Here is a 14,405-nt window from a genome sequence, read left to right as displayed (position 1 = left end):
GGTGTCGGCCGGGTCGGGGTCGGCTCAGCTCGCGTACTCGTCGAACAGCCGGCTCGCCATGACGAACGCGCCGGTGACGACGAGCAGGAGCTGTTCGCCGCTGTCCGCGAGCGGGAACACCCGCTCCTGCACCTCGGCCTCGCCGGAGCGGTCCGGGTTGGTGTCGACGCCGGTGTGGTACTGCGTCTCCTGCGTGGAGCCACGGGAGACAGACTGTGCGGGCTCCTCGCTCTCAAGCTCGACGAACGTCTGGACGAACCCCTTCTGGTCGGAGAGGTACATCTCGCCGTTGAACGCGTAGAACTGGTCGTGGACCGGCCAGAACAGGTTCGCGCCGTTGGTCATCAGGTCCGGGCCGATGGCGCCGAAGACGGCGGCGACGACCGCGACGGCACCGACGCGGTGGGCGGTCGGGCCGAACCGCGCGCGCAGGAACGAGTCCGCGCCGCGGGACCGGTCGTACAGCAACACGACGCCGATGGCGGCGAGGAACACCAGCGAGTGGAACGCCGCCCGATGGGCACCGACGACGACGAACCCGAGGAACACGTCGAGGTCGACGAGCACCGTCAGGCCGAGCACCGCGAGCAGCGCGCGCCAGGAGAACGCGCGACCGAGGAGGGCACACGCGACGATGCCGGCGAGTGCCACGTGAACGACTGTCGAGGGCATACCCGAGGCATCGTCGCTCGGAGCAAAACCCTTCGGGTTCGTCACCTGTCGAAGGTGACTTTCGATACGCTTTTGCGCCGCGTCCCCGACCACCGGACGATGAGCGACAGCCCACGCCGACAGCTGGCGACGAAGATCGCCGGCGAGGTGACCCTCTCCGCGGACCCCGGCTCGACCCTGCGGAAGTGGCGCACCGACTTCGACATCTCCCAGACGAACCTCGCGGCCGAACTCGACGTCTCGTCGTCGGTCATCTCCGACTACGAGAGCGGCCGGCGCGAGAACCCCGGCATCGGCGTCGTGAGCCGCATCGTCGAGGCGCTGCTCACCATCGACGAGTCCCGCGGCGGCGACCACATCCGCCAGTACGCCCGCGTCCTCTCGGCGGGCTTCGAGAGCGACATCGTCCGCGACCTGCGCGAGTACCCGACGACCGTCTCGCTCTCGCGGCTCTACGACGCCATCGACGCGACGGAGGTACAGTCCGGCCACGCGACCAGCGTCTCCGGGCACACCGTCATCGACTCGATCGCGGCCATCACGCGGCTCTCGTCCGAGGAGTTCTACCGGCTCTACGGGCAGTCCACCTCGCGGGCGCTCGTGTTCACCGAGATAACGCGTGGGGAGTCGCCCCTGGTCGCGATGCGCGTCGTCACGCCGACACCCAACGCCGTCGTCCTCCACGGCATCGACGAGGAGGACCTCTGGGAGCACGCGCCGAAGCTCGCCCGCGCCGACGGCTTCTCGCTGGCCGTCACGAACGCCTCGACCGAGGAGATGCTGGAGTCGCTCGCGTCGCTGCCCTGAGTACTCGCTCCTCGTCGTCGCCCGCCGACCCACCGCGCTGCGAGTCGGAGTCGTGCTCCGAGAAAACCGAGACGGACCACCGTCATCGGCACGTCTGACGACGCTTTCCGAGCCAGAAAACCGCCGGCCCGGTTTTTATACGTCCCGGGCACAGGATGAGATGGCGACGGCCGCCCACCCCGCCATCCACCGTCGCCATCCACCGACCCCTCCCGCCGGCGTCGGACCCCGCCCTGGGTCCGTGGTCGGCCGCTCCCGACCCATCGCCTCTTTCGCCGCACGCTTGGGTTCGCCCCGCTGACGCGACCGGCCGCACTACGCGACCGGCCGCACCCTGTCAAGGCGCCGCTCTGACTACTCGACGTACGTGTACTTCCGCTCGCCCATCCGGCCCCAGCCGTCGAAGACGAACTCGGCCTCGGGCGTCGTGAACTCCTCCAGCTCGGAGTCCATCTCGTGGTTGTGCCGGTCGTGGACCTGCTCGTACTCCGCCCACGAGAGGTCGTACCGCTCCGCGATCTGCTCGTCGACGTCGAGCGCCGCGATCTCGTCGGCCCAGCCGTCCTGGACGACCTCGCCGTGGATCTCCGCCTGCGCACCCGAGCCGTAGGACGCGACGAGCATCGACTCGCCGGCCACGTCACGGTCGGACTCCAGCGCGGTCTTCAGCGCCGAGACGCGGGCCAGGTGGACAGAGCCCGTGTACCAGTTGCCGACGTCGCGCGAGATGGTCAGCGTCGGGTCGACCGTCGCGGCGTACCAGTCCTGGTACTGCTCGGTCTCCTTCAGCGCGTCCATGTACTCGCGGACGGCCTCCTCGTACTCGCCGTCGTCGTCGAAGCTCTCGCGGCGCGGCTGTCGACCGATGCTCTCGGCGAGCTCCTCCTCGACCGGCGTGTCGCGGGTGACGTGGCGGTACGCCAGCGCCGCCGCCTTCCGCACCATCCCGGGGTACGGCGTGTGGAACGGCGCGTAGATGAAGTCCTCCAGGCGGACGTCGCCGGCGACGCTCTCGTAGTCCTCCAGCGCCTCGCGCATCCGGGCGAGGTACACCTGCACCGAGCGCTTGCCGTCGACGCTCGGGAACTGCTGGTTCGGCTTCAGGAAGTCAGTCTCGTCGGCGCTGCCGTAGCCCTGCTCGGTCGACAGCTCGACGAGGTCCGGGTCCTCGTCGATGAGCATCGCGACCGCGCCCGCGCCCTGGGTCGCCTCGCCGGAGTCGTCCCGGGCGTACAGCGCCGTGTCGGTCGCGACGACCAGCGCCGCCCGGCCGCGGTTCCGGCCCGCGCGGATCCAGTTGTACGCGTCGTCGATGCTCTGGGTGCCCGCGATGCAGGCGAACTTGCGCTCGCCCTTGTTCGCGTGGTGGAAGTCGCCCTCGTACACCTGCTCGAGACAGCCCGCGATGTACGTCGAGATGGGCTTGGAGTTGTCGAAGCTCGACTCCGTCGCCACGTCGATGCGGCCGATGTCGTCGGGCTCGAGTCCCTTCCGGTCCATCAGCTTCTTCGACGCGTTCGCGCCCATCGTCACGATGTCCTCGTACGAGTCCGGCAGCGAGGACGCCCGCAGACCGAGCCCCTTCGTGAAGTACGCGGGGTCCTTGCCCTTCTCGTCGGCGAACGTCTCGGCGAGGTCGAGTTTCAGGTTGCCAGTCCAGACTTCGACCGCGTCGATGCCCACAGCTGTCATGTGATGGACTGGGTGGACCGGCTATTTGTGCGTGTCGATGAATCTTTCGACAGTCGACGTAAACCGCCGGGGGTAACACTCATCCCCACGACGGTCGAACGGTCCTCCGTGCCGCTCCTGCGTACAGTTACGCTCGTCGACGGCGTGTTCGTGGCCTGCGTCGTGGCGCTGTGGGTCGCCTGCCTCGGCTACCTGACCGACCACGAGGAGCCCGCACGAGCCGTCGCGTTGGCCGGGTGGTCGACGTTCGCGCTGTTCTGGGCGTACACCAGCCTCGACTACCTGACGACGTCGCGGACGTTCCTCGGGAGCATCGGGCTCGTCACGGTCGTCCTCTCGGCGTACACCGTGTCTCTGGTCGCACGCCGTGCGGACGCCGGCACCCGTCTCACCGTCGCCTTCGCCGTGATGGGACTGCTGTTCCTGCCGTTCGAGTTCGTCGAACCCATCCACCGCGCCGTCCTCGGCGGCGTCGCGGCCCACACCGCGTGGGGCCTCTCGCTGGTCGGATTCGACCCCGTCATCGGCTACGGTCCCCAGGGCTACCCGAACGCCGTCTACTTCGTCGGCCTCCCGCCGCGGTACGGCATCGCCATCGTCTCCGCGTGCTCCGGCATCAGCGCCATCTCGCTGTTCGCCGGGCTCGTCGTCGCCACGCGGGCACCGCCGAAACGACGACTCGCCTTCGCGGTCGGCATCGGGGCGTTCGTCTACCTCCTCAACGTCGTCCGGGCGATGTTCGTCGCGGGCGCACTCGGTGGGCCCTGGTTCGGCTTCGCGGCAGGTGTGACAGGGAGCCTCTACGGCGTGACCGACCCGCGGCTGGCGTCGTACTACGTCGCCGAGTACCTCGTCTCGCAGGTGCTCATCGTCGTCGTCCTGCTCTGGGTGTACGTTCGACTGTCGTCGATGCTGCCCGAACTGCAGGAGCTCGTCGGCGGCGTCGTCGACACCGCGACGGCGGACTGGCGGCGCCTCACCGGTCAGATGTAACCCCGCCGGCGCAACGCCGCCCCGGCCAGCACGGCGACCACGACCGCGAACGTCTCCAGCCCGGGGGTCGGAACCGGAACGTTGTTCTGCGAGGTCGTACCCGTCGCGCCGTCGTCGTCGGTGACGCGGAGCGAGACGGTCCGGTAGCCGGTGAACGTCCGCGGTTCGAGGACGTACACCGGATCGCTCGTGCTGACCTCGTAGACCCCGTCCTCGTTGAAGTCCCACTCGTAGGTCGTGACGGAGCCGTCCGAATCGCTCGAGGCCGACGCGTCGTAGACGTACTCCGCCGTCCCGTCGCCGTCGATGTCGAACACCGACGCCGTGAACGACGCCGACGGCGCGACGTTCGACACGGTGACAGTCGTCGTGGTGGTGTCCGTCGCACCGTCGTCGTCGGTGACGGTGAGCGTCACGGTGTACGTGCCGTCGTCGGCGTAGCTGTGGGTGACGCTCTGGCCCGTCGCGGTGGTGCCGTCACCGAAGTCCCACTCGTAGGAGACGACGCTACCGTCGGTATCTGCCGAGCCCGCTGCATCGAACGTGACGGTGTCGCTCGTACTCGGACTCGTCGGCGACGTGGTGAACGACGCCGTCGGGGCCACGTTGTCGACCTGGACGCTCCGGGTCGTCGTGTCCGTGTTGCCGTTCGCGTCGGTGACGGTGAGCGTCACCGTGAAGGTCCCGTTGTCGCCGTAGCTGTGGGTGACGCTCTGGCCCGTCTCGGTCGACCCGTCGCCGAAGTCCCACTGGTAGCTCCCCGAGCCGGCGACGGTGCTGTCGGTGGCGTCGAACGTGACGGTGTCGCTCGTGTCGGGGGTCGACGGCGTGTAGTCGAACGACGCGTTCGGCGCGGGGTCGAACAGGTCGGTCTCGACCACGTCCGACCAGTCGCTCGGGGCGTCCGTGTCGACGTACCAGCCGGCCCCGTCGGCGTCCCGGGTCGCCACACCGGTCGCGTTGCCGTAGGTGTAGCTCCACCCGTCGCCGGTGGTCGCCGTACCGTACGCGAACTCGTCGACGACCACGCCACTGCTGGTGTTGACGAGCTCGAGCGGCTCGCCGTCGTTGGCGAGCAGTCCGGTGTCGGTGCCGGGCTGGAACTCGACGAGGGTCACGCCGGCCGGGACGGACCACTGCGCCTGGAACGCGCTGGCGTTCCGGACGAACCAGAGCGTCCCGTCGCTCGTCCCGGGGAACGTCGCCTGGGTGGCTCCGGCGCCGGTCTCGTCGTCGCGGACGACCCAGTCCGTCGTGTTCGTCGGGCCGTCGACCGCGACGGCGACGAACTCGCCATCCGGTTCGGCGAGGGTGCCGGGGTCCGGTTGGACCGCCGTCAGCAGCGCGGCGGGCCGGACCGTCACCGTCCGCGTCGCGCTGTCGGTCAGGCCGTCGTCGTCGGTGACCGTGAGCGTGACCGTGTACGTGCCGGGCGCGCTGTAGGTGTGCGTCGCCGTCGCGCCGGTCGCGGTGGTGCCGTCGCCGAAGCTCCACTCGGAGGAGCTGATGGTGCCGTCGGCGTCGGACGAGCCGGAGCCGTCGAACGTGATGGTGTCGCGCGTGGTCGGACTCGACGGCGAGGCGGTGACCGACGCGGTCGGCGGCGTGCCGCCAGCGTCGTAGGTCGGACAGTCGCCGGCGACCGCGACGCCGCTCGCGCCGTCGGGTTCGACGGTGAGACCGGCGAGACACGGGCTCTGTGCCGGCGCGGTCGTATTGAGTTCGACGACGACGCGGAACTGGTCGCTGGAGGTGCCGAAGTTCCCGTCGCCGACGGCGTAGGACTGCTGGCCGTCGACGATGGAGACGGGGTCGCTCCGGTTCCAGGTCCCGTCGTCCTCCGGGTCGGACTCGACGAAGACGGTCATGCTGGTCCCCGGCGGCACGTCGGCGGTGACGTTCTCCAGACGGATGGTCCGGGGGTCGACCGCGACCGACGTCGTCCCCTCGGCAGTCGTGATGGTGCCGTTCCACGTCGAGTCGTACAGTGCCAGCGCCTCGGCGTCGGTGAGTGCACGGTCGTAGAGCCGCACGTCGTCGAGCCGCCCGTCGAGGTACTCCGGTGAGCCGCCGGTGTCCTCGATGACGCCGATGCCGGAGAACGCGCTCGTCTTCGCGCCGGTCTCGGAGGTCGCGGTGTCCTCCAGCACGCCGTCGACGTACACCCGCGTCTCGCCCGTGGTCGCGTTCCGGACGAGCACGACGTGATGCCAGGTTCCGTCGTTGATCTCGGTCGTGCTCAGGGCGCCGTCGGTGTTGCCCGCCATCACGCCGATGTTGCCCGAGGCGTCGATCCAGCCGTAGAACACGTCGTTGCCGTCGCCGTTGCTCTCGACGCCGGTGATACCCGGCGCCTGCCACATCGTGTCGTCGCCGCTCTGGGTCGTCTTGATCCACGCGGACACCGTCCCGCTGGTACCGAGCGACGACGAGAGGTCCGTCGGCGCCTGCACCGAGTCGTCGACGCCGTCGAAGCTGTACGCCGAGGTGTTCAGGATGCCGGGGACGCCCTGGGTCGCGCCGTCGACGGTCCCGTCGTTCCCGCCGCTCGCGTCGTCGGCGGTCGAGCCGCTGTTCTCGTCGACCGGGTAGTACGCGACGAGGCCGGTGTCGGCCGTCGGATACCCGAGCTGCACCGCGCCCGCGTCGTGGTCGCCGCGGTCCGCGTGCACGACGTTCGACTCGGTTGTCGCGGCGTCCCAGTCGGCGGCGGTCTGCCAGACCAGCGGCGAGAGCGCACCGCTGACGACCTCGACGACCAGCCGGTCGCCGCTGCCGCCGCTGGTCACGTACGCGAGGAAGGTCCCGTCGGAGTGCAGGTCGAACGTCGCGTCGGCCGCCCCCGAGGCGTTGGTCTGCCCGTCCGCGCTCGCGACCGTCGCGACGCTCGTGTCGTTGACCGTGAACTCGACCGGCTGGTTCGCCAGCCCCTCGACGATGCGGGCGGTGAAGGTCTCCGTCGGTGCGGTGATACGGTCGACCGTCACCGTAGAGTTGCGGTCCCACTCGACGGTGTACGCGCCGCCACTGCCGCCGCTGCCGCCGCCACCACCGTCGTCCGGCGTCACCGTCGTCGCGACCGTCGCGTTCAGCGGTGCGCTCGCGTCGAACCCGCTCCGGGGGTCGCCGGTGAGGCTCACGTTCACCGTGACGTCGGTCCGGCTGGTCACCGAGTCCGGCGCGTCGTAGCGGACCGTCAGCTGCCCGTCGTCGCCGACCACGACGTCCGTGAACGTGCGCTGGCTGGTGCCGGCGACGGTGAGGTTCCCCGGGCTCCCGCCGAGGGTCAGGTTCACCGACGCCTCCGGAACCGGGTTGTTGTACCGGTCGCGCACCTCCACCGAGAACTCGTGGCTCGAGCCGGCCTCGACGCTGCCGTCGTCGCCGTCCACGACCGTCACGTACGCCGGGTCGGGCGCTGCCTCGTCGGGCGACGACGCGGTGTCGACGTTCACGCGCGTGGTCTGCACCGCGTACGTCTCGTTCGCGACGAACGTGATGCCGACCCGGTACAGGGTCTCCCCGCCCACGGTGAGCGTGCTGCGGTTCCCGACGCCGGCGACGTAGCCGCCATCCTCGTCGAGCTGGCCGTCCGCGGCGAGGCTCTCGTTCCAGACGGTCGCCGACCGGTACGACGTGACCGTCATCGTCACCGGACCGGAGTCGTTCCGCACGCGGACCGTGTTCGTCGAGCTACTCGTCGGTGACACCTGGAGCGAGAGGTCCCGGGTGATGCCGGTCCGGGTCTCGCTCACGTTCCCCGAGACGACCAGCAGCGAGAGCCGTCGGCCGTCGACGAGCGACTGCGGCGACCGGACGATGGTGGTCGAGTCGTACCGGTCGTACAGCAGCGTGTTGTCGAGCACCGTCGACGGTGCCGTCTCGTACTCGTGGTAGCCCGGCCGGTAGGTGAGCAGTGCGGTGCCGTAGCTCAGCTCCGTGCCCCAGAAGTCGGCCGTCTCGCCGTCGACCGGCGTCGCGTTGGAGACGTTCAGCGTGACCGCGCCGCCTCCCGAGACCGTCCGTAGTTGCCCCGCCGGCGCCGGCGGGTTCCGGTAGATGGTGCGGTCCGGGTACGTCGTTCCGAGCGGGATGGTGACCGTGCCTCCCCGTCCGCCCGCACTGACCGAGACCATGCGGCTCCGGAGCTCCTGCAGCTGTTCGTGGACCTGCTGGTTGTGGCCGTACTCGACCTCCTCGTTCTGGGCGGGGACGACGCTCACCTGCCAGGCAGTCACCGCGAGAACGAGGAATCCGAACAGGAGGACGAACGCGAGGACCTGGCTCTGGGCACGGGCGTCGTCCCGGAGGCGGGCGGGGCTACGGTGCCACACGGACGTCGATCCACCTCCTCGGCGACGGCCCCGCACGGTCCGAAGACGGCGAGGACGGGCCACCCGGCACGGGCTGCAACATCGGGGTGGCTGTCGTACAGGTGGCCTGTGACTTGTCCTGTGTCACCCCTGCGCTGTTGATCGTGAACGTACACTCCTCGTAGTTCCCGCTCGTGTCGTTGACCCGGATGGTCACGGTCACGGTGCGCTGGTTCATCTTCTGTTCGGGGATGTTGTACGTCGTGGTCGTGTTCGGGTTAATCGATAACGAGTCGACCAGCGTCGTCCCCTGGTCGTTCACCGCAGTGAAGCTGACGTTCTGCACCGCCACGTCGTCGCTCGTGTCGTAGTCGAACGTCAGCTGGTCGGCCTTGTTGCCGTTCGGGTTGTTGATGCTCACGCTCGTCATCGGCGCGAACTGCGGTGGCGTGGTGTCGCCCGGCGGCCCACTCGCGACGCCCTCGACGGTGAACTCTACCCGGTCGCCACCTGCGCCGCTGGTGACGTACGTCGTCACCGACCCGTTCTCGGTCACGGTCAGCGTCGTCCGGTTCTCGCCGGTGCTGTTCGTCGTTCCGTTGGTCGGCGAGACGCTCCCGACGGTCCCGTTGCTCACCGCGTAATCGACGCCTGCACCGTCAGCGACCGTGTCGGTGAACATCACCATCGGGAGGTCGACCGAGGACTGGCCGCCCGCGTCGATGGTGCAGACGGCACCCGGAGGGTCCTGCGAACAGGTGATCGAGCCCGTCGAGAGCGTCGCGTTGTCCGGGTGGTGCCACGTCACGTTGTACGCGCCGTTGCCGCCACCGGTCCCGCCGCCGGCTGTCACCGTGATGTCGAAGGTGACCCGCTCGGAGGCGTTCGGGCTGGTCGAGATGTTCATCGCGACGGTCGCCGAGCCGGGACTCGACGGGGCGTCGTAGACGAAGGAGACGCGGCCGTCGTCACCGGTGCGGCGGTCGGCGTCGCCCGAGATGGAGCCGCCGCCGCTCTCGACGCTCGCGTTGACGAGGACGCCGCTCTGGAGCGAGTTGAACCGGTCGCTGACCGAGACCGTCAGGGTCTCGCTGCCGCCCGCGGAGACGCTCCGGTCGGTGCCGCCCTCGGCGCTCAGGTAGGTCCCGCCCTGGACCGGCGTGACGCCCGTGCCGACGCCGGCCTTCGCGAGCCGGAGGCGGTACTCCTCGTCCGGTTCGAGTTCGAAGGTGACGAGGTAGAGCGGGACCTGACCGGACGTGTCGAGGGTGCGATTCGACCGGACGGCGCTGACGTACGCGTTCGGGTCGCTGTCGGTCGGGTCGTACTGTCCGGACTCCGCGAGGAGGCGCTCCCACTCGGCCGCCGAGAGGGTCGTCGGGATGGTCACGGTCAGCTGCTCGCCGGTGGTGTTCTCGACGGTGACCGTCCGCGGGTTGGGGGTCACGGACCGGACAGTCAGCGACGCCGTCCCGCCCTCCCGGCGGACCTCGCCGTCGAGCGCGGTGAGCGTGATGCGGTTCCCGTCGAACACGTCCTGGTTCGTCAGGGTGATGTTCGCGGTCCGGAAGCGGTTGTACGCGAGCGAGTTCTCGTACACCGTGGTCGGGGCGCTCTCGTAGACGTTGTACCGCGGGACGTAGACGATGGCACCGGTGGAGAACGAGCGCGCGGTGCCGTTCCAGTAGTCTGCAGTCTCCCCGTCGAGGGCGGAGGCGTTGTCGACGGTGAAGCCGACCGAGTCGTTCGTCGTGCCGACTGTGCGCAACAGCCCCGTCGGTGGGGGCGGGTTCACGAAGATGCTGCGTGCCGGGTAGCGCGTGCCGAGCGGGACGGCGACGGAGCCGCCGACGCCGCGAGCAGGCACCGTCCCGACGGTGTCGCGGAGGTCCTGCATCCGCTCCTGGACCTCGCGGTTGTGGTTGAGTTCGACCTCCTCGTTCTGGCTGGGGACCACCTGCACCTGGTAGGCCGAGATCGCGATGACGACGAACGCCAGGAGGACGACCGCGCCCACCTGGACGCTCACCCCACGCTCGTCGTCGAAAAACCCCATGTTACGCGCTGATTAGCTTGGCGCGAGTAAAACCCTTATGACCAAAATACCGAGGGAGTAGGCCCCGATTACTCGGCGTCCTCGTCCTCCTCGACGACCTCGGGGTCCTCCATCGCGGACTGGAGGCTGGCGAGGCCGTTGAGCCACTGCGCGACCGGGCCGTACTCGAGTTCCTCGCCGAGTTCGGGCGAGAGCTCCTCCCCGTCGATGATGAGCGTCCCGGCCTTCACGAGGTAGCCGCGGGCGCTCTCGATGTCCTCCTCGGACTCGGCCTCGGCGGCGGCCGAGACGTACTCCGGGATGGACGCCTCGTCTGCGGCGCCGGCGTGGATGTACTCCATCGCGGAGTGGAGGACGATGCTCAGGCTCTCCTGGACGCTCCCGACCAGGAACAGCTTGTCCTCGTCGTCGAAGTCGGGCTCGGTGAAGACGATGTCGCCGATCTCGTTGATCTTCTCGGAGGCCTCCTCCTCGTCGAGCTCGCCGTCGTCGCTCGCGGAGACGATCTTCGCAACGGCGATGGCGGCGTCGTCCTGCATGAGGTCGAACACGCGCATCGAGTCCTCGTCTTCGGCGTCGACGTCCTCCTCTTCGACTCGGTCGATCCAGTTCTGCCAGCGTTCCGCCGAGTAGTATTCGGTCGGGGGAGTGCTCATACCACAACCTACCCCGGCGTAGTGAAATGCCTTTCTCTACAGTGGGACAGTCCGGGGAGAGACGGCCGTGTGTGGATACGACACGACGTGGTGAACCGGGACACACCGTGGTGGTGGGGACAGCGGTTGGCGGTCGTCCCGCGGTTACAGCGTCGCGGTCGTGTCGACGCCGTAGACGAGTTCTGGTGTCTCGACGTGCGCCCGGTGAACGGCTTCGTCGTGGCCCTCCTCGAGCAGCCAGCGGACGCGGCGGGGGACCGTCTTCGGGCCGAGCACCGCGCCGGGGCGGTCGGGGTCGTCGACGAAGTCCGTCTCCATCAGGAACGGCGCGTCCGACGCGGCCGCGACCGCCAGCCGGTCCTTCTCGCTCATGACGCTCGGGATCGGGCCCGCGAGCTCGCCGCCGGCGTAGTGCTTGACGACCCGGGTCCGGTCGAGGCCCTCCGCTTCGGCCCACGCCGCGACCTCGGTGAGGTCGTCGCTGGCTTCGGTGTGGAGCTGGACAGCGCAGTCGTGGTCCGCGCCCAGCGAGAACGCGTGGCGCATCACCGCGTTGGAGGCGTCCCAGACCGCGTCTTCGACCTCGTAGTGCGGGCGGCCGGACTTGAGCGCGAGCGCGCGGCCGTCGGCGACGTACTCCGCGGCGAGGTCGAGTCCGGCCTGCATCAGGTCGCGCGCCGCCTCGGGGGAGTGACCGTCGTCCACGAGGTGCGAGACGAGCCCGGGATGGACGCCCAGCACCGGCCACGCGCGCCCGTCGAGTCGCTCCGAGGCGGCCGCGACCACGCCGATGGTCGTCTCGAACACGTGCCGGAAGGACTCGCGGTCGGTCGGCAGGTCGCCCAGGTGCCAGGACGGTTTGTTCACGACCAGCAGGTGGGTGCCACCCAGCCGTGCGAAGTCGTCGACGGCCGCCATGCCGCGGCCGTGGTCCGGGTCGAGGTGCAGGTGGTTGTCGAGTACGGGGGTGTCGAGGTCCTCCATCATCAGTACGTGCGTGCGTGAACGCGGAAGTAATATATCGTTCTCTTCTCTCGGCTTCTGGACCAGTGGTGCGGCCGCGACTGCGGCGACAAACGGTCGTGAACTGACAACCACTCGTATAGAATCCTAGTTAATTCAGTTCCGGGTTGCCAAGATATAAATGACCAGCGGTGATTGCTATTGGTGGGCATGGCAGATGATACCCCACGCGGTACGAACAGACGTACCTTCCTGAAGACGACCGGTGCCGCCGCGAGTGCCGCCGCCTTCGCGGGACTCACGCAGGCAACCCCAGGGCGCGAGCCTGGTGCGAAGGAGAACGAACTCCTCGTCGGAATCTCGTCGTCGACAAGCATGGCTTCCGTCCAGCAGACGGTCGAGCGAGACCTACCCTCGGACGCGAACGTCGTCCACGAGAACGAGAATCTCGGCTACATCGCCGTCGAGGTACGGGACGACGGCCCCTCCACGATGGACGCCGTCGCCACGCGTATCGAGCGGCAGTCCGGGGTCCGCTACGTCGAGGAGAACGCGACACACCACGCGTTCGCACAGCCGAACGACCCCAAGTTCGATCAGCAGTACGCGCCACAGCAGGTCGGCGCACCCTCGGCATGGGACACCACGTTCGGCAGCGAGGGCGTGACCGTGGCGATCGTCGACACCGGCGTCGACTACACCCACCCCGACCTCGAGAGCCGCTTCGGCACGAACAAGGGCTACGACTTCGCGGGTGGCGACGGTGACCCCGACGCCCCCAGCGGCGAGAACCACGGCACCCACGTCGCCGGCATCGCCTCGGCGACCACCGACAACGGCACTGGTGTCTCCGGGATGTCCGACTCGACGCTGCTCGCCTGCCGGGCCCTCGGCGGCGGCAGTGGGTCGACCGCGGACATCGCCGACGCCGTGGAGTACGCCACCGACCAGGGCGCGGACATCATCAACATGAGCCTCGGTGGCGGCGGCTACACGGACACGATGAAGAACGCGGTGTCCTACGCCGTCAACAACGGAACGCTCCCCATCTGTGCGGCCGGGAACAACGGCTCCGGCTCCGTCTCCTACCCCGCCGCGTACGACGAGTGCGTCGCGGTCTCGGCGGTCGACGAGAACGAGAACCTCGCGGACTTCTCGCAGTACGGGCCGAACCTGGACGTCGCCGCCCCCGGCGTCGACGTGCTCTCGACCTGGAACGACTCGCCGTACAACAGCATCTCCGGCACGTCGATGGCGTGTCCGGCGGCGTCCGGCGTCGCTGCGCTCGGCAAGGCGGTCGAACCGGGCCTCACCGCGACCGAGCTCCGGAGCAAGCTGAAGAACACGGCCGTCGACATCGGCCTCTCCGAGCAGGAGCAGGGCGCAGGCCGCGTCTCGGCGGCCAACATCGTCGGCGGTGGCGGCGGCGGCAACAACGCACCGACGGTGTCCATCGACGCCTCGTCCGCGACGGTCACGGTCGGTCAGGAGGTCACCTTCGACGGCTCCGGTTCCAGTGACTCCGACGGCTCCATCAGCTCCTACGACTGGAGCTTCGGCGACGGGACCACGGCGACGGGCCAGACGGTCACCCACACCTACAGCGCCGCAGGTGACTACAGCGCCAGTCTGACCGTCACCGACGACGACGGTGCCGAGAGCACCGACTCCGTCTCCATCACCGTCGAGTCCGACGGCGGTGGCGGCGGCAGCTGTGGCGACGCGTCCACCGGTGGCTCCGCCGACAGCTCGCTGTCGGGCTACTGGGACGCCGAGTCCTACACCTACACGACCTCGCTCGACAGCACGTGCCAGGTCACCGTCTCGCTCGACGGCCCGAGCGGTGCCGACTTCGACCTGTACGTGACCCTCGACGGGCGCACCCCGACGACGAGCGACTACGACAAGCGCTCCATCACGCAGGACAGCCAGGAGCAGATCATCGCGGACGCGGTCAGTTCCGGCCAGGACATCGGCATCCTCGTCGACTCCTACTCCGGCTCCGGTAGCTACACGGTCAGCGTCGAGGAGCTCGGCCAGTAGGCCTCGACACCCTCCCGGCCGCCGTGTCACTCGCCGGAGACGTTCCGGTCGAACCGCATCCTTCGTTTCCAAACGCCATAGCGGCTGGATTCGGTCGGTTCAGCACGGTACCGGCAATCCATCCCAGGAACAGGCGACGAGTTGATTATAGTTTTTAACCACTTAAACATACAACTTTTACGAAAATAGCGAGCAAATATTATAACTTCA

The 14,405-nt window shown here is 68.8% G+C and carries 9 protein-coding genes; 3 read left to right on the top strand and 6 right to left on the bottom strand.

Going from position 1 to position 14,405, the window contains the following annotated elements; all coding sequences use genetic code 11:
• Positions 1 to 24: 24 nt before the first annotated feature.
• A complete protein-coding gene (locus tag ACSG06_RS05080; protein ID WP_440989183.1) occupies positions 25 to 672 on the bottom strand; it encodes a metal-dependent hydrolase in 648 nt (215 codons plus the stop codon).
• A 99-nt stretch (positions 673 to 771) separates the two neighbouring features.
• Here ACSG06_RS05080 and ACSG06_RS05075 point away from each other — a divergent pair, with 99 nt between their 5' ends.
• Positions 772 to 1,479, top strand: coding sequence for a helix-turn-helix domain-containing protein (locus tag ACSG06_RS05075; protein WP_440989182.1), 708 nt, complete (start codon positions 772 to 774; stop codon positions 1,477 to 1,479).
• A gap of 354 nt (positions 1,480 to 1,833) precedes the next feature.
• Here ACSG06_RS05075 and hmgB read toward each other — a convergent pair whose 3' ends face one another.
• Positions 1,834 to 3,171: a hydroxymethylglutaryl-CoA synthase gene (gene hmgB, locus ACSG06_RS05070; protein WP_440989181.1), complete on the bottom strand. Its 1,338-nt coding sequence runs from the start codon at positions 3,169 to 3,171 to the stop codon at positions 1,834 to 1,836.
• Positions 3,172 to 3,279: 108 nt separating this feature from the next.
• On the opposite strand from hmgB, the gene artA reads away from it, so the two are divergent.
• The gene (gene artA / locus ACSG06_RS05065; protein ID WP_440989180.1) at positions 3,280 to 4,164 is read left to right on the top strand and encodes an archaeosortase A; all 885 of its coding nucleotides are present in this window, start codon (positions 3,280 to 3,282) and stop codon (positions 4,162 to 4,164) included.
• Here artA and ACSG06_RS05060 read toward each other — a convergent pair.
• From ACSG06_RS05060 to ACSG06_RS05045, 4 genes are all read right to left on the bottom strand, one after another.
• Positions 4,155 to 8,498, bottom strand: a complete 4,344-nt coding sequence (locus ACSG06_RS05060) for a PKD domain-containing protein (RefSeq protein WP_440989179.1) — start codon at positions 8,496 to 8,498, stop codon at positions 4,155 to 4,157. The two genes, artA and ACSG06_RS05060, sit on opposite strands and share 10 nt — an antisense overlap.
• Positions 8,485 to 10,533: a hypothetical protein gene (locus ACSG06_RS05055; protein ID WP_440989178.1), complete on the bottom strand. Its 2,049-nt coding sequence runs from the start codon at positions 10,531 to 10,533 to the stop codon at positions 8,485 to 8,487. The genes ACSG06_RS05060 and ACSG06_RS05055 overlap by 14 nt, the downstream gene beginning before the upstream one ends.
• 68 nt (positions 10,534 to 10,601) lie before the next feature.
• The gene (locus ACSG06_RS05050) at positions 10,602 to 11,189 is read right to left on the bottom strand and encodes a DUF2150 family protein (RefSeq protein ID WP_440989177.1); all 588 of its coding nucleotides are present in this window, start codon (positions 11,187 to 11,189) and stop codon (positions 10,602 to 10,604) included.
• A 144-nt stretch (positions 11,190 to 11,333) separates the two neighbouring features.
• Complete coding sequence (locus ACSG06_RS05045; protein WP_440990290.1) at positions 11,334 to 12,173, bottom strand: TatD family hydrolase; 840 nt, start codon at positions 12,171 to 12,173, stop codon at positions 11,334 to 11,336.
• 189 nt (positions 12,174 to 12,362) lie between these two features.
• Here ACSG06_RS05045 and ACSG06_RS05040 point away from each other — a divergent pair, with 189 nt between their 5' ends.
• A complete protein-coding gene (locus tag ACSG06_RS05040) occupies positions 12,363 to 14,195 on the top strand; it encodes a S8 family serine peptidase (protein ID WP_440989176.1) in 1,833 nt (610 codons plus the stop codon).
• Positions 14,196 to 14,405: the final 210 nt, after the last annotated feature.

This window comes from Haloarchaeobius baliensis (genome assembly GCF_052060055.1).
GTDB lineage: Archaea > Halobacteriota > Halobacteria > Halobacteriales > Natrialbaceae > Haloarchaeobius > Haloarchaeobius baliensis.
This window is presented reverse-complemented; position numbering and strand designations above follow the sequence as displayed.